Origin of the sequence: Kitasatospora sp. NA04385, from assembly GCF_013364235.1 — a bacterium.
Classification (GTDB): domain Bacteria; phylum Actinomycetota; class Actinomycetes; order Streptomycetales; family Streptomycetaceae; genus Kitasatospora.
This window is the reverse complement of the sequence record NZ_CP054919.1, coordinates 3,530,283-3,548,834: the sequence shown is the minus strand read 5'-3', so window position 1 is coordinate 3,548,834 and position 18,552 is coordinate 3,530,283. Positions and strand designations below refer to the sequence as shown.

Annotated in this window: 13 protein-coding genes and 1 pseudogene; 13 read left to right on the top strand and 1 reads right to left on the bottom strand. The window is 75.7% G+C overall.

Features of this window, described 5'->3' with window-relative positions; translation table 11 throughout:
• Positions 1 to 158: 158 nt before the first annotated feature.
• The 4 genes and pseudogenes from HUT16_RS15635 to HUT16_RS15620 form a co-directional block, all read left to right on the top strand.
• The gene (locus tag HUT16_RS15635) at positions 159 to 956 is read left to right on the top strand and encodes a type II secretion system F family protein (RefSeq protein WP_217712068.1); all 798 of its coding nucleotides are present in this window, start codon (positions 159 to 161) and stop codon (positions 954 to 956) included.
• Between the two features lie 103 nt (positions 957 to 1,059).
• A complete protein-coding gene (locus HUT16_RS39755) occupies positions 1,060 to 1,347 on the top strand; it encodes a DUF4244 domain-containing protein (protein WP_176188784.1) in 288 nt (95 codons plus the stop codon).
• Positions 1,348 to 1,369: 22 nt separating this feature from the next.
• Positions 1,370 to 1,708: a TadE family type IV pilus minor pilin gene (locus HUT16_RS15625; protein ID WP_254897826.1), complete on the top strand. Its 339-nt coding sequence runs from the start codon at positions 1,370 to 1,372 to the stop codon at positions 1,706 to 1,708.
• Positions 1,705 to 2,100: pseudogene (locus HUT16_RS15620) on the top strand (Rv3654c family TadE-like protein); the annotation flags it as partial. The gene HUT16_RS15625 and the pseudogene HUT16_RS15620, both read left to right, overlap by 4 nt.
• 129 nt (positions 2,101 to 2,229) lie before the next feature.
• Here HUT16_RS15620 and HUT16_RS15615 read toward each other — a convergent pair.
• Positions 2,230 to 4,635 carry a DEAD/DEAH box helicase gene (locus HUT16_RS15615; RefSeq protein WP_254897825.1) on the bottom strand — a complete coding sequence of 802 codons (2,406 nt, stop codon included), beginning with the start codon at positions 4,633 to 4,635 and terminating at the stop codon, positions 2,230 to 2,232.
• Between the two features lie 221 nt (positions 4,636 to 4,856).
• On the opposite strand from HUT16_RS15615, the gene bldG reads away from it, so the two are divergent.
• From bldG to HUT16_RS15575, 9 genes are all read left to right on the top strand, one after another.
• Positions 4,857 to 5,198: an anti-sigma factor antagonist BldG gene (gene bldG / locus HUT16_RS15610; RefSeq protein WP_014136695.1), complete on the top strand. Its 342-nt coding sequence runs from the start codon at positions 4,857 to 4,859 to the stop codon at positions 5,196 to 5,198.
• 158 nt (positions 5,199 to 5,356) lie between these two features.
• Complete coding sequence (locus HUT16_RS15605) at positions 5,357 to 5,770, top strand: ATP-binding protein (protein ID WP_176188782.1); 414 nt, start codon at positions 5,357 to 5,359, stop codon at positions 5,768 to 5,770.
• A 271-nt stretch (positions 5,771 to 6,041) separates the two neighbouring features.
• On the top strand, positions 6,042 to 6,770 hold the full coding sequence (locus HUT16_RS15600; RefSeq protein ID WP_217712067.1) for a small secreted protein: 729 nt from the start codon (positions 6,042 to 6,044) through the stop codon (positions 6,768 to 6,770).
• Between the two features lie 195 nt (positions 6,771 to 6,965).
• The gene (locus HUT16_RS15595) at positions 6,966 to 8,471 is read left to right on the top strand and encodes a methyltransferase (RefSeq protein ID WP_176188780.1); all 1,506 of its coding nucleotides are present in this window, start codon (positions 6,966 to 6,968) and stop codon (positions 8,469 to 8,471) included.
• 533 nt (positions 8,472 to 9,004) lie between these two features.
• Positions 9,005 to 9,520 (top strand): DUF3592 domain-containing protein, encoded by a 516-nt coding sequence (locus HUT16_RS15590; RefSeq protein WP_176188779.1) that lies wholly within the window; start codon positions 9,005 to 9,007, stop codon positions 9,518 to 9,520.
• 338 nt (positions 9,521 to 9,858) lie between these two features.
• Positions 9,859 to 12,756, top strand: a complete 2,898-nt coding sequence (topA, locus tag HUT16_RS15585; protein WP_176188778.1) for a type I DNA topoisomerase — start codon at positions 9,859 to 9,861, stop codon at positions 12,754 to 12,756.
• A 78-nt stretch (positions 12,757 to 12,834) separates the two neighbouring features.
• Positions 12,835 to 15,876: a dTMP kinase gene (gene tmk, locus HUT16_RS15580; RefSeq protein WP_368662684.1), complete on the top strand. Its 3,042-nt coding sequence runs from the start codon at positions 12,835 to 12,837 to the stop codon at positions 15,874 to 15,876.
• Positions 15,768 to 16,007 carry a hypothetical protein gene (locus HUT16_RS39750; protein WP_368662683.1) on the top strand — a complete coding sequence of 80 codons (240 nt, stop codon included), beginning with the start codon at positions 15,768 to 15,770 and terminating at the stop codon, positions 16,005 to 16,007. Before tmk ends, HUT16_RS39750 begins: the two co-directional genes overlap by 109 nt.
• A 262-nt stretch (positions 16,008 to 16,269) precedes the next feature.
• On the top strand, positions 16,270 to 17,475 hold the full coding sequence (locus HUT16_RS15575; RefSeq protein WP_176188777.1) for a DNA polymerase III subunit delta': 1,206 nt from the start codon (positions 16,270 to 16,272) through the stop codon (positions 17,473 to 17,475).
• Positions 17,476 to 18,552 lie beyond the last annotated feature (1,077 nt).

The window sequence follows — 18,552 nt, the reverse complement described above, 5'->3', positions numbered from 1 at the left end:
GCGCGGCGACCCGGAGGCTCGGCCCGGATCTACCCGTGCGGGCGGCGCGTTCCGGGCTGGTGTCCCGCCTGTGGGCGGGCGGCGGGGTGGCTGTCGTGGGGTGCGGGGGCGGTGGTTCGGGCGGGTCGGTGTCGGTTGAGCGCGGGAGGTGGGACGGGGTGAAGGCGGTGGTGGTCCTGGTGCTGGTGGCGGTCGTCGGGCTGGCGGGGGAGGCACTGTCGGCGGCGCGGTGGCGGGTGCTTCGGCGGCGGGTGGAACGGTGCGTCCCCCGGGTGTCGGCTGCCACGGCGGGCGGCGGGCGCCGTGACTCGGCGGCGGCGACCGTACGGCGGTGGCTCGGGCGGTCGACGGGAGACCGGCCGCTGGCGGTGCTGCTGGGCCTGGCGGTCTGGGCGCTGGTCGGCGGCTGGGCGGGGCCGCCGGTCGGCCTGCTGGCCGGCGGGGCGGCCTGGCGGCTGCTGCCCCGGGTACGCGCACCGGACCAGCGTCGGCGGGCGGCGGAGCACGAGTGGCTGGTCCGCCAGCTCCCGTTGGCTGCCGAGCTGTTGGCGGCCTGCTTCGGATCGAACGGCTCTCCGGCCGAGGCGGTGGCCGCCGTCGCGGACAGCGTGCCGCCACCGATGCGGGACCGCCTCTCCCAAGTCGCCGCCAGACTCGCCCTCGGTGCGGGGCCGGAGCGCTGCTGGGGGCAACTGGCCGACGAGTGCCAGCCGTTGGCCCCGCTCGCCCGCTGCCTGGCCCGCACCAGCCTCAGCGGCGCCCCGCCGGCCGCCGCGCTGACCGGCCTGGCCCAGTCCCAACGGGCCGCCGCCGCCCGGGCGGCGCACGCCCGGGTGCGGCGGGCGGGCGTGTTGGCCACGGCACCGCTCGGGCTCTGCTTCCTGCCCGCGTTCGTGCTGATCGGAGTGGTGCCGGTGGTCACGGGGCTGACCGCGGCCTTCTCCCAGCGGCTGTGAGGCGGTGCCGCCCAGGTGCCCGATGGCCGCCTGACTCCGTTCATTTCCGACCCGGTTCATTTCCGACCCGGTTCATTTCCGTCATCGACGAAGGGATCCCACCATGACGAAGTCCGTCCGGACGGCTCGGCCGACCGTCGTGCTGCTCGCGCTGTTGCTCGCCGTGCTGCTCGCGGTGCCTCGGGTCGGGCGCAGGCTCGGCGGCTGGTTCCGGCACCGTTGCCGAAGGCTGGCGGCCGGTCCGCCGGATGCCGGGATGAGCACGGCCGAGTACGCGATCGGCACCGTCGCGGCCTGCGCCTTCGCCGCCGTGCTCTACAAGGTGGTGACCAGCGGCACGGTCTCCGGGGCGCTGGCGGAGATCCTCGAGCGGGCCCTGCATGCGGTCTGACCGGAGACCGGCGGACCGCGGGATGGTCACGGCCGAGACCGCGGTCGGGCTGCCCGCCCTGGTGCTGCTGGCGGCGATGCTGACCTGGGGCGTGGTGGCGGCGGGTGCCCAGATCCGGTGCGTGGACGCGGCCCGGGTCGGGGCCCGGGCCGCCGCCCGGGGCGATGCCGACGCGCTGGCCCTGGCCACCGCCGCGGCCCCGCGCGGGGCGAAGGTCGCCATCGAGTTGGACGCCACCACCGCCCGGGCCACCGTCGAAGCCCCCTGCCCGGGCCCGGGCCGCCTGGCCACCCTGATGTCGGTCCGGCTCACGGCCACGGCGGTGGGCGCCCGGGAGGACGTGCTGGCCGGTGACGAATGAGGACGGACGCGAACGGGCTGAGGACCGACCGGAGGAGCGGAGGTGATGCCGTGCGGATGCGGCGGTTGCGGTGGATACGGGTTGGTGAGGTGGCGCCCGGTGCGGTGGACGACCGGGGCTCGGTGACGGTGTGGCTGGTGGCCCTGGGGTCGCTCGGGGTGGTGGTGTTCTCGGCCTGCCTGACGCTGGGTTCGGCGGTGGCCGCCCGTCACCGCGCCGAGTCGGCGGCCGACCTCGCGGCCCTGGCCGCCGCCGGCCGGCTGCTGCTCGACGAGGACGGCGGTTGCGGGCGGGCCGCGGAGCTGACGCGGGCCCAGGAGGGAGTCGAACTGGTCTCCTGTCAGGTGCTGCCGGGGCAGGACGCGGTGGAGGTGGTGGTCCGCGCTCCGATCCGCGGCGCCGCACTGCCGCTGCCACTGGCCCCGGCCCGAGCCCGGGCCCGGGCGGGCCCGCTCCGGGCCTGGAGCGACGGGGACGGCGAGGCCGCGCCCGCGAGCGCGGGCGGCGGGTGGGGCGTCGGCTCAGCCGGGCCCGCCCGGGCCCTCCTCGGAGGCCGGCCCCTCCTCGGGAACCAGGTCCGGGCCCGGGTCCGAATCCGGGTTCGTGGCGGTGGCCGGAGCTCCGGCGAGGAGGGTGGTGAGGAGGCGGATCGCGGCGGCCTTGTCGAGCGGTTCGTTGCCGTTGCCGCACTTCGGGGACTGGACGCAGGACGGGCAGCCCCGTTCGCACTCGCAGGCGGCGATGGCGTCCCGGGTGGCGGTCAGCCACTCGACGGCGCGCCGGAAGCCGCGTTCGGCGAAGCCCGCGCCGCCGGAGTGGCCGTCGTACACGAAGACGGTGGGCAGCCCGGTGTCGGGATGCAGCGGGACGGAGACGCCGCCGATGTCCCAGCGGTCGCAGGTGGCGAACAGCGGGAGGAGGCCGATGGAGGCGTGCTCGGCGGCGTGGGCCGCGCCCGGGAGCTGGTCGAACGGGACGAGCGCGTCGAGGAGCTGGTCCTCGGTGACGGACCACCAGACGGCCCGGGTGCGCAGCGTGCGCGGCGGCAGGTCGAGCTTGCTCTCGCCGAGGATCTCGCCGGTGGAGATCCGTTTGCGGAGGTACCCGACCACCTGGTTGGTGACCTCCACCGAGCCGAAGCTGAGCCGGGCCTCGCCCCACTCCTCGGTGGTGTCGGTGGACAGGACCGCGATGGAGGTGACGTCCCGGGCGGAGGTGGTGTACGGCGGGTTCGCGGGGGAGACCAGGGCGACCGAGGACTCCAGGTCGAACTCCCGGACCAGGTAGGTGCGTCCCTGGTGCAGGTGGACGGCGCCGGTGTGCACGGTGGTGTGCGCGGCCTCGGCGTCCACGGTGCCGAGCAGCCGCCCGGTGTCGGCCTCGACGATCTGCACGGGGCTGCCGCCGCTGCCGCGCAGGTCGACGCCGTCGGCGGCGCGTTCGCGGCGGGTCCAGTACCAGGAGCCGTCCGAGCGCCGCCGCAGCAGGCCGCGCCGCTCCAGCACCGGCAGCAGCGGCGCGGCGGACGGACCGAACAGTTCCAGGTCGGCGTCGGTGAGCGGGAGTTCGGCGGCGGCGGCGCACAGGTGCGGGGCGAGCACGTGCGGGTTGTCCGGGTCGAGGACGGTGGCCTCCACCGGGGTGGCGAACAGCGCCTCGGGGTGGTGGACGAGGTAGGTGTCCAGCGGGTCGTCCCGGGCGATCAGCACCGCCAGCGCGCCCTGGCCCTCCCGCCCGGCGCGCCCGGCCTGCTGCCACAGCGAGGCCCGGGTGCCGGGGTAGCCGGCCAGCAGGACGGCGTCCAGGCCGGAGACGTCCACGCCGAGTTCGAGGGCGGAGGTGGAGGCGAGGCCGAGCAGTCGGCCGGTGTGCAGGTCGCGCTCCAGGGCGCGGCGCTCCTCGGCCAGGTAGCCGCCGCGGTAGGCGGCGACCCGGGCGGCGAGCGGCTGGCCGAGCTGCTCCTGGGCCTGCAGCGCGACCAGTTCGGCGGCCCGCCGGGAGCGGACGAAGGCCACCGTTCGGGTGCCGCCGTGCACCAGGTCGGTGAGCAGGTATCCGGCCTCGGCGGTGGCGCTGCGGCGGACGGGCGCGCCGTGCTCGCCGACGTTCTCGGTCAGCGGCGGTTCCCAGAGCGCGAACACCAGCGGGCCGCGCGGCGAGCAGTCCTCGGTCACGGCGGTGGCGGGCAGGCCGGTGAGCCGCTCGGCGGTGACGGCCGGTTCGGCGGTGGTGGCGGAGGCCAGCAGGAAGGTCGGTTCGGAGCCGTAGCGGGCGCACAGCCGCCGCAGTCGCCGCAGCACCTGGGCGACGTGCGAGCCGAACACGCCGCGGTAGGTGTGGCACTCGTCGACCACGACGTACCGCAGCGCCTTCAGGAAGGAGGACCAGCGCGGGTGGGCCGGGAGTATGCCGCGGTGCAGCATGTCCGGGTTGGTCAGCACGTAGGACGCGTACTGGCGGACCCACTCGCGCTCCTGCGGCGGGGTGTCGCCGTCGTACAGCGCGACCCGGACCCGGTCGGGGACGAGTTCGGCGGCGCGTCGGCGCTGGTCGGCGGCCAGCGCCTTGGTCGGGGCCAGGTACAGCGCGGTCGCGCCGCGGCCGTTGCGGGCCTCGGTGCCGGTCAGCAGGTCGCTCAACAACGGGGCCAGATAGCCCAGCGACTTGCCCGAGGCGGTGCCGGTGGCGATCACCGTGGTCCGCCCGGCGGCGGCCAGGTCCATCGCCTCTGCCTGGTGGGCCCAGGGCAGCACCACGCCGAGCCCGGAGGCGGCGGCGACCACCTCCTGACGGATTCCTTCCGGCCAAGGCGCATACCGGGCGGCACGGGCGGGCAGGTGCTCCGTATGGGTGAGGCGGTCCGACCTGCCGCGCTCGGTGGAAAGGGTTGCGAGCAGGGCCTCGGGCTGGTGGTGACGGGGCGGCATGAAGACCCAGTGTGTCACCGGCGTGACGGAGAATCGCTGTTAACCATCGTGCGCCCGTGGTCGCAGGTGGTTGAATGAGGCCCGTGACGGCCGCACGGCCGAGAGCCGCAACGCCGAGGCTCCGACCTGCCGGTTCGCCGCGCCCTGGCCCTGCGACCCTGCGGTGGCAGCCGCTGGGTGAAGATCGCAATGACGTAGCAAGGCAAGGTGCTGGAGGCTCCGTGGACCTGTCCCTGTCGACCCGTACTGTCGGCGATCGTACGGTCGTCGAGGTTGGCGGCGAGATCGATGTGTACACCGCGCCCAAGTTGCGCGAGCAGCTTGTCGAGCTCGTCAACGACGGCAACTACCACTTGGTCGTGGACATGGAGGGCGTCGACTTCCTCGACTCCACCGGTCTCGGCGTGCTGGTCGGTGGCCTGAAGCGAGTGCGTGCGCACGAGGGCTCGCTGCGCCTGGTCTGCAACCAGGAGCGCATCCTCAAGATCTTTCGGATCACCGGTCTGACCAAGGTGTTCCCGATCCACAACTCCGTGGACGAGGCCGTCGCCGCGACCGACTGACGACCCTTCGTCGATCGGCCGTTCCAACCGCATCACTTCGATCGACCGCCGCCGGTCGGCCGGGCCCCGTGCCCGGCCCGGCCGGCGTGGTCGGTGTCCCCGCCCCCGCCGTGCGGGCCGGTGTGCCCGGCGGTGGGGAGCAACCCCGGAGGGGAGACATGGCAACCGTCGAACTTCGATTCAGCGCGCTTCCCGAGCACGTGCGCACCGCCCGGCTGGTGGCCGCCGCGGTGGCCAGACGGGCCGGGGTGGACGAGTCGGTGCTCGACGAGTTGCGCCTCGCCGTCGGTGAGGCCTGCTCCCGCGCGGTCGCGCTGCACCAGCGCAACGGCGTGGACGGCGCGGTCCGGGTGGCGCTGACCGAGCAGGAGAAGCGGTTCCTCATCGAGGTCGCCGACGAGGCCGGGCCCACGCACGCCGCCGAGGCCGCGGACGGGGAGCCGGAGGACGAGGAGACCCTCGGCCTCGCGGTGATCACCGGCCTGGTCGAGGACGTCGAGGTCGGCAACGGCTCCGACGGCGGTGTGATCCGGATGAGCTGGCCGCTCTCCCCGGTCTCCGTCGCGGTCTGAGCCGCCCGGACGCGGCCTGAGCCGCTCGGGCCCGCCCGCGATCCGTCCGGGCCCGCCGAGGTCTGCCCGGCTCCGCCCTGCTGCGGGCTCGGGCCGAAGCGTTTCGTCCCCCCTCGTGAGCACCTCCCGCCATCCGCCCGGCCGTTGAGCTGCGCGGATGCTGCGGGCTGCGGCCTTCCCGGCGGGGCGGTGCGGGCGGGCGTGTAGGTTCGCTGGCGATGCCCGGAGCCGGGCGTCAGTGACCGAAAGGGCCCCGGTGAAGAAGCGACTGGTGACCGTCTCCGCGCTCGGCGCGCTGCTCGCGCTCGCTGCGGTCGGCTGCTCCGCCGACGATTCGGCGGAGAAACTCGACGGCTGGGCGAAGGGCGTCTGCGACGCGGCGAAGGACCCGATCGCGCAGTCCAGGAACGCCCTCGCGGACACCGCGAATGTCAAGGAGGGCGAGTCCCCCGCCGACCTGCAGAAGCGGCTCTCCGCCGACTTCGCCTCGCTCGCCACCACCAACCAGCAGCTGGCCGACGCGGTCCAGAAGGCCGGCGCGCCGAAGATCGACGACGGGGCGAAGGTCCAGCAGGACGCCGTCAACGAGCTGAAGCAGGTCGCGCAGGGTTACCTGGACGCGCAGAAGAAGCTCGACGCGCTGGCCAGCGCGGACCAGGCCAAGTTCGCGGACGGCCTGCGCAGCGTCGGCGACCAGGTGCAGCAGCTCTCCCAGGTCTCCACCTCCGCGCTGGCCACCCTGCAGAGCGGTGACCTGGGCGACGCGATGAAGAAGCAGCCCGGCTGCAAGGCCGGTGGCAGCGGCGCCGGAACGGGCGCCGCCTCCGCCGCGCCGTCGTCCGGTGCGACCGGCGCGACCGGCGGCACCGACGGCACCGGGACGGGCGCTCCCAGCGGGGGCGCCTCCCCGGCGGCCTCCGGCGGCTCCTCCGGCAGCCCTTCCGGTGCCCCCGCCGGGGACGCCGCGAAGTCCGGTTCCCCCTCGCCCAGCGCGAGCTGAGCCGACCGGGCCGGCCCCTCGTCCCGATCCGCTCCACCCCACGCCCCGCCCTGCCCCACTCCGCCGCCCCGCCCCGCTGCCCGACCGGGCGGCGGGGCGACCGGGCGGCGGGGCGACCGGGCGGCGGGGCGGCCGGGGTGCCGGACGGGGGAGAATGGCGGGGTGACGAACAGCCCCGTTCTTGATTCCGGCCGGATGGCGGAGTTCCGCGAGGCGCTGCTGAGCGCCTCCTTCACCGCCGACGGACTGCTGGACCTGCTCGGCCCGACCGCGTACGCGGCGCTGGCCCGCAGCGAGGCCGTCCCCGCGCTGCGGGCGACCCGCGGCGGCTCGCCGCTGGAGACCCTGGTGCGGCTGTTCCTGCTGCAGCGCCCCGTGCCTCGGGCCGCGGCCGCCGCCGCGCTGCCGGCCGACGGGCTGCTGGACGGGCTGCTGGCCGACGGCTGGCTGGCCGCGGAGGGGGACGAACTGCGCGCCACCGTGGACGTGCGGCCGTACGCCGACGAGGTGGCCGGGCTGCCCAGCGCCGACGCCTGGGTGGTGTCCGACCTGGGCTGCGCCGTCGGCGGCGCGGGCGGGATCGGCTCGGGCCGGACGGCCGCCGGGGTCGAGCGGCGCGACCTGGTGCTCGGGGTCGGCGGGGCGTCCACCACGCTGGCCAACCTGACGGTGCGCCGGCCGGTGCGCGAAGTGCTGGACCTGGGCTCCGGCTCCGGCGTGCAGGCCCTGCACGCGGCCCGGCACGCCCAGCGGGTCACCGCCACCGACCTCAACCCGCGCGCCCTGCACTTCACCCGGCTGACCGCCGCGCTCTCCGGCTTCGACCAGGTGGAGACCGCCGAGGGCAGCCTGTACGAGCCGGTCGGCGACCGGCGCTTCGACCTGATCGTCTCCAACCCGCCGTTCGTGATCTCCCCGGCCGGACGGTTCACCTACCGGGACGGCGGGATGGCCGGCGACGAGCTGTGCCGCAGCGTGGTCCGCGGCGCGGCCGCCCACCTGGCGCCCGGCGGCTACTGCCAACTGCTGGCGAACTGGCAGCACGTCAAGGGCGAGGACTGGCACGACCGGTTGGCCGGCTGGGTGGCCGGCACCGGCCTGGACGCCTGGGTGGTCCAGCGCGAGGTGCAGGACGTCGCCCAGTACGCCGAGCTGTGGCTGCGCGACGGCGGCGACCACCGCGGCGAGGAGTACGCCGACCGGTACGAGGAGTGGCTGGACGCCTTCGAGACGGCCGGTGTCGAGGGCATCGGCTTCGGCTGGATCACCCTGCGGGCCTCCGGCGCGGCCGAGCCCGTGGTGCGGATCGAGGAGTGGCCGCACCCCGTCGAGCAGCCGCTCGGCCCGCACATCGAGGAGTGGTTCGCCCGGCAGGACTTCCTGCGCGCCCACGACGATGCCGGGCTGCTGGCCGCCCGCTACCTGCTGGCCGACGAGGTCGTCCAGGAGCAGATCGGCGACCCCGGCTCGGAGGACCCGGAGCACGTGGTCCTCCGGCACAACCGGGGCATGCGCCGGGCCACCAAGGTCGACACGGTCGGCGCGGGCTTCGTCGGCGTCTGCGACGGCACCCTCGCCGCCGGGGAGATCGTCGACGCGATCGCCCAACTGCTCGGCGAGGACGCGGCGCAGCTGCGCGAGCGGGTGCCGGAGTCGCTCCGGCTGCTCACCGAGCAGGGCTTCGTCGAGCCGGTGCGCTGACCTCCGCCGCTCGTCCACCGGCCCCACGCCCCACGGGAGCGCGCAGCCGTCCACCGGCGCCCGTGGGCGTCCCCGAACGTCCCCGGGCGTCTCCAAGCGGTCCTGAACGGCCCTGAACGGCCCCGAACGACCACGAACGGCCCCGAGCAGTCATGAACGGTCATGAACGGTCGCGGAGCTTCACCCGCGGTCGTGCGCGGCACGACCCGGCCGCCGGGCGGCGGTGACGTTGGTCACCAAGCCCGCGCGGTGACTGGCGGGCCCCGGCCTCGTTGAACACGGGTGAACACGGAGGCCGCTTCCGCCGCGCCAGCCGCGCCAGCCACGTCCGCCGCGCGCCCCGCGCCGGCCACGTCCGCCGCGCCGGTCGCGCCCGCCACCTCGGCCCCGTCCGCCGGGCGGGATCCGGACGGGGCGTGTTCACCCGTCCGTTCCCCGTGCGTGGCCGGGCGTACTCCGGGTGTCCGCCGCCGGTTGTCCACCGGGTGCCATCGTGCTGTCCACAGGCTGTGGAAACGCGGGGGAGGACCGGGGTGGAGACGCCGACGACGCTGGTGGGCGGGGCGGTCCTGACGGTCTTCGGGAGCGCGCTGCTGCTGTGGTGCGCCGTGGAACTGCGCCTTCGCCACCACCTGCGCCGTCGCGGCGTGCCCGCCACCGCGCAGGTGGTGGCCGATCCGGACCGGGCCGGCGCGCTGGACAGCAGCCCGCTGCTGTCCTACCCGGTGGAGCTGCCCGGGGCCCGGACCGCCGCCGCGGTGGACGCCGCCGGAGCGGGGATCGTCCACGAACTGCACCCGGCCGCCGACCCGGGCGAACCGTACCGCCTGGTGCTGGCCCGGCCGCGGGGCAGCACGCCGCTGCGGCGGCCGGTCCGGCTGGCCCCCGGCGCGGCCGTCCAGGTCGCCTACGACCCGCGCCGACCGGACCGGGTGGTGCTGGCCGCGCACGAGGACCTGCCCTCGCTGCCGGCCGACCTGTTCTGGGCCGTGCTCGCCACGTCCGCGCTGGCCGGAGGCCTGACGCTGCTGGCCGCGGCCCTGCGCTGAGGCGCCCGGGCCGGGGCGGCGGAGGGCGCCGTCCGGTCACGGAGCGCGTTCCTCCGGATCCCGGTGCGGGGGCGCCGGTCGGCCGCGGGGGACGGGTTCCGGCCGTTCGCCGAGCGGCCCGGCGAGACCCGGTGGCGGGCGTGGTTGCCGGGGAAAGACATGCCCCGGGCCCGGTCATCGGGTTACCGTTCGAGTGGCGTCGGTCGGCCTTGCCGGTGAAAAAGCAGGATCCGTCCGTTTGACAAGGGTGGCCAGGGTACGGTCACACTCCGCTGGTGGGGCCGTCGCGCTGCGGCAGCCCAGGAGTTCTGGTAAACGACCGGGAGAGAAGAGCGAAGGTGTCCCCGAGCAGCGAGACCGCGCACGGCAAGCGACTCGTCATCGTCGAGTCGCCGGCCAAGGCCAAGACGATCAAGGGCTACCTCGGGCCCGGCTACATCGTCGAGGCCAGTGTCGGTCACATCCGCGACCTGCCCGGCACGGCCGCCGAGGTCCCGGACGAGTACACCGGCGAGGTGCGCCGCCTCGGCGTCGACGTGGACCACGACTTCGCCCCGATCTACGTGGTGAACCCGGACAAGAAGTCCCAGGTCACCAAGTTGAAGTCGTTGCTGAAGGAGTCCGACGAGCTCTTCCTCGCCACCGATGAGGACCGCGAGGGCGAGGCCATCGCGTGGCACCTGCAGGAAGTGCTCAAGCCCAAGGTGCCGGTGCACCGGATGGTCTTCCACGAGATCACCAAGGACGCCATCCAGGAGGCCGTGCGCAACCCGCGCCACCTGAACAAGCGCCTGGTCGACGCCCAGGAGACCCGCCGCATCCTGGACCGCCTCTACGGCTACGAGGTCTCCCCCGTGCTGTGGAAGAAGGTCATGCCGAAGCTCTCGGCGGGCCGCGTCCAGTCGGTGGCCACCCGACTGGTGGTCGAGCGGGAGCGCGAGCGGATCGCCTTCACCTCGGCCTCCTACTGGGACCTGGTCGGCACCTTCGGCACCGGCCGCACCGCCGCCGACGCGGCCAACCCGGAGTCCTTCGGGGCCCGGCTGGTCTCGGTCGACGGCAAGCGGATCGCCACCGGCCGCGACTTCGGCCCGGACGGCCGCCTGAAGAGCGCCGCGACCACCCTGCACCTGGACGAGCAGGCCGCCCGCACGCTGGCCGCCGCGCTGCAGCAGACCGCGTTCAGCGTCCGCAGCGTCGAGTCCAAGCCGTACCGCCGCTCCCCGTACGCGCCGTTCCGCACCACCACGCTGCAGCAGGAGGCCAGCCGCAAGCTGGGCTTCGGCGCGAAGCGGACCATGCAGGTGGCGCAGAAGCTGTACGAGAACGGCTTCATCACCTACATGCGCACCGACTCGACCACGCTGTCGGAGACCGCGGTGACCGCGGCCCGCGTCCAGGTCACCCAGCTGTACGGGGCCGACTACCTGCCGTCCGCGCCGCGCACCTACGCCTCCAAGGTGAAGAACGCGCAGGAGGCGCACGAGGCGATCCGCCCCTCCGGGGACCGCTTCCGCACGCCCGCCGAGACCGGTCTGGGCGGCGACGACTTCCGGCTGTACGAGCTGATCTGGATGCGCACCGTCGCCTCCCAGATGAAGGACGCGGTCGGCCAGTCGGTCACCGTGAAGGTCGGCGGCCGCTCCGCCGACGGGCGGGACGCCGAGTTCTCCGCCTCCGGCAAGATCATCACCTTCCACGGCTTCCTGAAGGCCTACGTCGAGGGCGCCGACGACCCGAACGCCGAGCTGGACGACCGCGAGCGCCGGCTGCCGCAGGTCACCGAGGGCGACCCGCTGGCCGCCGAGAAGCTCACCCCCGAGGGCCACGCCACCAAGCCCCCGGCCCGCTACACCGAGGCCTCGCTGGTCAAGGAGCTGGAGGACCGGGAGATCGGCCGCCCCTCCACCTACGCCTCGATCATCGACACGATCATCAACCGCAAGTACGTGTTCAAGAAGGGCACCGCCCTGGTGCCGTCCTTCCTGTCCTTCGCGGTGGTCAACCTGCTGGAGAAGCACTTCGGCCGACTGGTCGACTACGACTTCACCGCCAAGATGGAGGACGACCTCGACCGGATCGCGGCCGGCCAGGCCGAGTCCGTGCCGTGGCTCAAGCGCTTCTACTTCGGCGCGGGCGAGTCGAACGGCGCGGCGGTCGGCGGGGCCGCGGACGCCGGGAACGGCGACGGCGACCACCTCGGCGGCCTGAAGGAGCTCGTCACCGACCTCGGCGCGATCGACGCCCGCGAGATCAGCTCCTTCCCGATCGGAGCCGGCATCGTGCTCCGGGTCGGCCGTTTCGGTTCGTACGTGGTGCGGCCCGCCGCCGTCGAGGGCGAGCCCGACCAGCGGGCCGACGTCCCCGACGACCTGCCGCCGGACGAGCTGACCGTCGAACTCGCCGAGGAGCTGTTCAACAAGCCCAGCGGCGAGCGCGAGCTCGGCACCGACCCGGTCAGCGGCAACCCGCTGGTGGCCAAGGCCGGCCGGTACGGCCCGTACGTCACCGAGGTGCTGCCCGAGGGCACCCCGAAGACCGGCAAGAACGCCGTCAAGCCGCGCACCGCCTCGCTGTTCAAGTCGATGGACCTGGACACCGTCACGCTGGAGGACGCGCTGAAGCTCCTCTCGCTGCCGCGGGTCGTCGGCACCGACGCCGAGGGCGCCGAGATCACCGCGCAGAACGGCCGCTACGGCCCGTACCTCAAGCGCGGCACCGACTCGCGCTCGCTCACCAGCGAGGACCAGCTGCTGTCCATCACCCTGGACGAGGCGCTGGCCATCTACGCCCAGCCCAAGGCGCGCGGGCGGGCCGCCGCCGCGCCGCCGCTCAAGGAGCTCGGCAACGACCCGGTCAGCGAGAAGCCGGTGGTGGTCAAGGACGGCCGGTTCGGCCCGTACGTGACCGACGGGGAGACCAACGCGACGCTCCGCAAGGACGACGAGGTCGAGACCATCACCCCCGAGCGGGCCTACGAGCTGCTGGCCGAGAAGCGGGCCCGCGGGCCGGTGAAGAAGACCGCCAAGAAGGCCCCGGCGAAGAAGGCCGCAACCACCAAGACGGCGGCCACCAAGACGGCGGCCAAGAAGACCGCCACGGCCAAGAAGACCGCCGCGAAGAAGACCACCGCGGTCAAGAAGACGGCGACCAAGACGACGGCGAAGAAGACCGCCGCCAAGGCCGCGTCGGCCGACGGGGGCGCCGCCGCCGGTGGCCGTTCCGAGGAGAGCTGACGGACACTCCGTAACGGGCCTGTTCGAATCCGGGCAGGCCCGTTAAGAACGGGCGCGCGCACTCGCTACGCTGACCGTATGACGAGCGAGGAGCTGCCCCCCACCGCACGCACCGCCGCCCCCGGCCTCCCCGAGGTCGCCCCCGCCGGGACGCCCGGCGAACGGGCCCGTGCGCTGCTGAGGCTGCGGCCCTACCGGAAACTGTGGACCACCCAGCTGCTCGGCGGGGCCGCGGACCGGCTGACCGTCCTGGTGCTGGTGCCGCTCACCGTGGTGGCCGCCGTGCTCGGCGGCCAGTTCGGGCACGGCTACCGGGCCCTCGCGCTCGCCGTCGCCGCGCTGTTCGCGGCCCGGCTGCTCGCCACCGGACTGGTCGGCGCGGCCCTGCTCGGCCCCGTGCACGCCCTGGTCGGCGGCAAGCTCGACCGGCGCTGGAGCCTGCTCGGCGCCGACCTGGCCCGCGCCCTGCTGATCGGACTCGCCCCCTGGTGGGCGGTCTGGGCACCCGGCTCGGCGACCTGGCTGCTGCTCGGCACCGCCTTCCTGGCCGGCACCGCCGAACGGATCTGGACCATCGGCAAGGCCGCCGCCGTCCCCGGACTGCTGGCCGTCCCCGAACAGCCCGGGCCGCCGGGCGCCGCCGCGCTGGACGCCGTCCGCACCCTGGACGCGCGCACCGGCTGGGCCGCGCTGCCGCTGGCCGCCGGCGGGCTGATCGGCCTCACCCTGGTCAACAACGTGCTCGCCGCGGTCGGCCTGGAGTGGCTGCGCACGCACCAGCTCACCATCGCCGCGCTCGGCGCCGCCGCGCTGTTCGTCACCAACGCCGCGCTGCTGTACTTCCAGGAGCTGCCGGCCGGGGCCACCGCCGAGCCGCGCTCCCCGCTGCAGGGCCTGCGCGCCCCGACCGACGCCCTCCCGTCGTCCACCACCACCCCTGCCGGAGACGCTCCGCGCCGCCCCTCCTTCGGCTCGTCCCTGAAGAAGGGCCGCACCGGCTCCGCCCCGTACTTCACCTTCTCGATCGCCGCCGCGTACGCCTCGATGGCCGGGGTCGCCGCGCTCGGCCTGCTCACCGCGGCCGAGCACCTGGCCGGGCCGATCGGCTACGGCCTGCTGGTGCTGGCCGCGGCTGGCGCCCCCGCGGTCGGCGTCCGGCTCAGCCGAGCCACCCTGCCGGGCCTGTCCCGCCGCCGACTGCTTGGCCTTGGCCTGATCACCTCCGGCGTGTCGCTGATCCTGGCCGGCCTGGTCCTCGACTTCGTGCTGGTGCTGCTGTTCACCGTGCTGGCCGGCCTGGCCGCCGGGGTGGTCATCGCCACCGGCCGCGGGCTGCTCGCCCAGGAGATCGAGGAGATCCGGCTCGGCAAGGTCACCGAGCACCTGTACGCCGTGCTGCGGGCCGTGGTCGGCGCCGCGCTGGTCGGCATGCCGCTGCTGGCCGCCGCGTACGGGCAGGTCACCCTCGGCGAGATCGGCCGCGGCCACTTCACCTTCATCCACGACGGCGCCGCGCTCGCCGTCTCCACCGCCGGGCTGCTGACCCTGGTGCTGGCCGCCGTGGTGCTGCTCAAGACCGACGACCAGCGCGGCGTCGTCCCGTTCGGCCGCGAGCTGGCCCAGGCCGTCCGGGGCCAGGCCGAGACCGCCCCGCACCGGGTCGCCGGGAAGGGCTACTTCATCGCCCTGGAGGGCGGCGACGGCGCCGGCAAGTCCACCCAGGCGCAGGCGCTGGCCGAGTGGATCCGGGCCAAGGGCCACGAGGTCGTCCTCACCCGCGAGCCCGGCGGCTCCCCGATCGGGCAGCGGCTGCGCGCCCTCGTCCTGGACGTCGGCAACACCGGCCTGTCGCACCGGGCCGAGGCGCTGATCTACGCCGCCGACCGGGCCGAGCACGTCGAGAACGTGATCCGCCCGGCGCTGGAGCGCGGCGCGGTCGTCATCACCGACCGGTACATGGACTCCTCCATCGCCTACCAGGGCGCCGGCCGCGACCTGGCCGCCACCGAGGTCGCCCGGATCTCCCGCTGGGCCACCGGCGGGCTGGTCCCCGACCTGACGGTCGTCCTGGACGTCGACCCGACCGCCGCCCGGGACCGCTTCACCGAGGCGCTCGACCGGCTGGAGTCCGAGCCCACCGAGTTCCACCAGCGGGTCCGCTCCGGCTTCCTGGCGCTGGCCGCCGCCGACCCGGCCCGCTACCTGGTCGTCGACGGCGCCCAGGCGCCCGCCGTCGTCACCACCTCGATCCGGCACCGGCTCGACCGCGAGCTGCCGCTCTCCGACCAGGAGAAGGCCGCCAAGGCCGAGCAGGAGCGCAAGGCCCGCGAGGAGGCCGCCCGGCGCGCCGCCGAGGCCGAGGCCGCCCGCAAGGCCGCCGAGGAGGCCGAGCGCAAGCGCCTCGAACTGCTGGAGCAGCTGCGCGCCGAGCAGGCCGAGAAGGACCGGCTCGCCGCGGAGGAGGCCGCCCGGGCCGAGGCCGAGGCCGCCCGCAAGGCCGCCGAGACCGCCCGGATCGCCGCCGAGGCGGAGGCCGCGCGGCGCGCGGAGGAGGACGCGAAGCGGCGGGCCGCGGAGGCCGCCCGGGCCGAGGCGGCGGCGGAGGCCGCGCGCAAGGCCGCCGCGGAGGAGGCCGCCCGGCCGAGTTCGCCCGGCAGCGCGAGCTGCAGCGGGAGGAGCAGCGCCGCCGCGCCGAGGAGGCGTTGCAGCGGGCCGAGGCCGCGCGGCGGGCCGCGGAGGCCGAGCAGGCGGCGGCGCTGGCCGCGGAAGCTCCGGCGGCCCCGGCGGCCCCCGCTCCGGCTGACGAGACCGCGGTGCTGCCGAAGGTCGAGGACGGCCGGACGGACGCGGAGACCACCCGGGAGCTGCCCAGGCCCGGCCGGGGCGGGGCGGCGGCCGACGAGACCGCGGTGCTGCCGGTGGTCGACGAGACCGCGGTGCTGCCGGTGGTCGGGGACGGGAACGTCGAGGAGACGGCGGCGCTGCCCAAGGCGGGCGAGCCGACCGGCCGGGTGCCCCAGGGGCTGTTCCGGGACGAGGACGACTCCGCGCGGACCCGCGAGCTGCGGCCCCGGCCGGAGTGGGCGGAGGAGACGCCGCTCGACGACCTGCCCAGCCTGACGGACAGCCTGCTCGGCTCCCGCGAGGAGTGGGCCCGCTGGGAGGCGGACGAGCCCGAGGACGAGGCGGACGGGCAGCCGCATGCGGACGGGCAGCAGAAGAAGGGCGGCTGGCGCCGCCGCAAGGACTAGCCGTCCGGGAACGGAACGGTCGGCGGACGGAACGGTCGGCGTACGGTACGGCAGGCGCGTGCACGGTACGGCAGGCGCGTGCGGCGAGGCCGCGACGGGACGGCAGGTCACTGCCCGCGTCGCGGCCTCGCCGCACGTGGGACCTCGCCGCGCCGGGGCTGTCCCCGGGCGGGGTTAGGCTCGGCGGGGCGGTGGGAGCAGCGGGAGCCGCGGGAGCGGTGGCAGCGCTGACATCGGTGGCATCGGTGACGAGGAGCGCGGCGTGAGTGTGTGGGACGACCTGGTGGGGCAGGACCGGGTGGTCGAGCAGCTGCAGGCGGCGGCGCGGGCGGCCCGGGCGAGCGTGCTGGCGGGCCGGGGCGGGGCCCCGGCGGGGAACGCCTCGCTGATGACCCACGCCTGGCTGTTCACCGGCCCGCCGGGGGCCGGGCAGGTGACGGCGGCGCGGGCGTTCGCGGCGGCGCTGCAGTGCACCAGCCCGGACCTGGAGCTGGGCGGGGTGCCGGGCTGCGGGTTCTGCGACGGGTGCCACACCGTGCTGTCGGGCAGCCACGCGGACGTCAAGCAGGTGCGCACGGACGGCCTGTCGATCGGCGTCGGCGACATGCGCGACCTGGTGCTGCGGGCGGCGAGCTACCCGACCGGCGGCCGCTGGTCGGTGATCCTGGTGGACGCCGCGCACCGGCTGACCGAGGCGGCGGCGAACGCGCTGCTCAAGGGCGTCGAGGAGCCCTCGCCGCGGACGGTGTGGCTGCTGTGCGCGCCGTCCGTGCAGGACGTGCTGCCGACGATCCGCTCGCGCTGCCGGCTGCTGGTGCTGCGCACGCCCGCCGCGGAGGCGGTCGCCGACATGCTGGTGCGGCGGGACGGGGTGGAGCCGGAGTCGGCCCGGCTGGCGGCGCTGGCCGGGCAGGGCGACATCGACCGCTCGCGGCGGCTCGCCGTGGACGAGCAGGCCCGCTCGCGGCGGGCCGAGGTGCTGCGCATCCCGCTGGAGGTGGCCGACCTGGGCGGCTGCCTGGCGGCCGCCCAGCGGCTGGTGGACACCGCGAAGGCGGACGCCGAGGCGCTGGCCGAGACCCAGGACGCCCGGGAGACCGAGGACCTGCGGGCCGCGTACGGCGCGGCCGAGGGCAGCCGGGCGCCGCGCGGCATGGCCGGTGCGGTGAAGGAGCTGGAGAAGCGGCAGAAGAGCCGGGCCACCCGGACCCGGCGCGAGACGCTGAACGTGGCGCTGGGCGACCTGCTGGGCTTCTACCGGGACGTGCTGGCCCTGCAGCTCGGCGCGGGCGGCGCGCTGGCCAACGACGACCAGCGGCCGGCGCTGCAGCGGATCGCGGGGGAGGGCGCGGCGGAGAACACGCTGCGCCGGATCGAGGCGGTGCTGGCCTGCCGCCGGGCGCTGGACCGGAACGTGGACCCGCTGCTGGCGGTCGAGGCGATGACGGTGGCGCTGCGGGCGGGCTGAGCCCGGGGCTCCTCCGCCGCCTCCGCCGCTTCCGCCTCCGCCGCGTCCGGCCGTCGCTCGTTCGAGTGAACGTGCGGAGACGCCCGTACCGCTCCGGGGCGAGCGGGCACCCGGTCTTGCACCCTGTGCACTGACCACGCGCCCGCGTCCGGCGGCCGGTCCTTCCCCGAGGTGGTGCGTCCCCATGCCCCGTTCGCTCCTCGTCCTGTCGTTGCTGGTGGCCGTGGTGGCGGGCAGTTGGCTGGCCCGTTCGGCGATGGTGCGCTGGCGGGACCTGCGGGCCGCCCAGACGTACGAGCTGGTGGCGGAGGCGCGGCCGGTGCTGGTGCGGGCCGGGGCGGCGGCGCTCTGCCTGATGTGCGTGAGTGCGCTGGGGGTGGCGGTGCTGCTCGGGGCGCGGGGCGGGCACGGGGAGGCGCGGGCGGTCGCGGCGGAGGCGGCGGGCGGCGCGGAGCGGGTGGCGGCGGCTCCACCGCCGGCGTCGTCGTCCGCTTCGCCCGAGCCGTCGTCCGGGCCCTCGTCCGTGCCGTCGTCCGGGCCGTCGCGGTCTGCGGCGCCCTCGGCGTCGGCGGTGGCGTCGGCGGTGGCGTTCGCGAGCGTGGGCCGGGCGGCGGGCGGGGAGCTGATGCAGGGCGCGGTGCCGGGACCGGACGGGCGGGCGCGGACGGTGCGGGTGTGGCTGCCCGCCGAGTACGGGAAGAACGCGGCGGACCGCTTCCCGGTGATCGTGCTGCACGCCGGGACGCCCGGGCACACCGCCGACGCCGACCTGCCGGACGTGTTCGACGGCGTGGCGTCGGCGGTGCAGCAGGGCAAGGCCCGCCCGTTCGTGGTGGTCGCCCCCGAGGCGCCCGGCGGCACCGGCCACCCCTGCGACCTGGTCGCGGCCGCCCCGCAGGCGGTCGCGGACGACGCGGCGCTGCGCTCGGCCGTCGGCGCGGCCTTCCGCACCCTCCCGGCCGGCCCCGGCGGCTGGAGCGTGCTCGGCGTGGACGCCGGCGCGCCCTGCGCGGCCGCGGCCGGACTGGCCCGGCCCGACCTGTACGGGGCCGCGGCGGTCTCCGGCCGGTACGACGC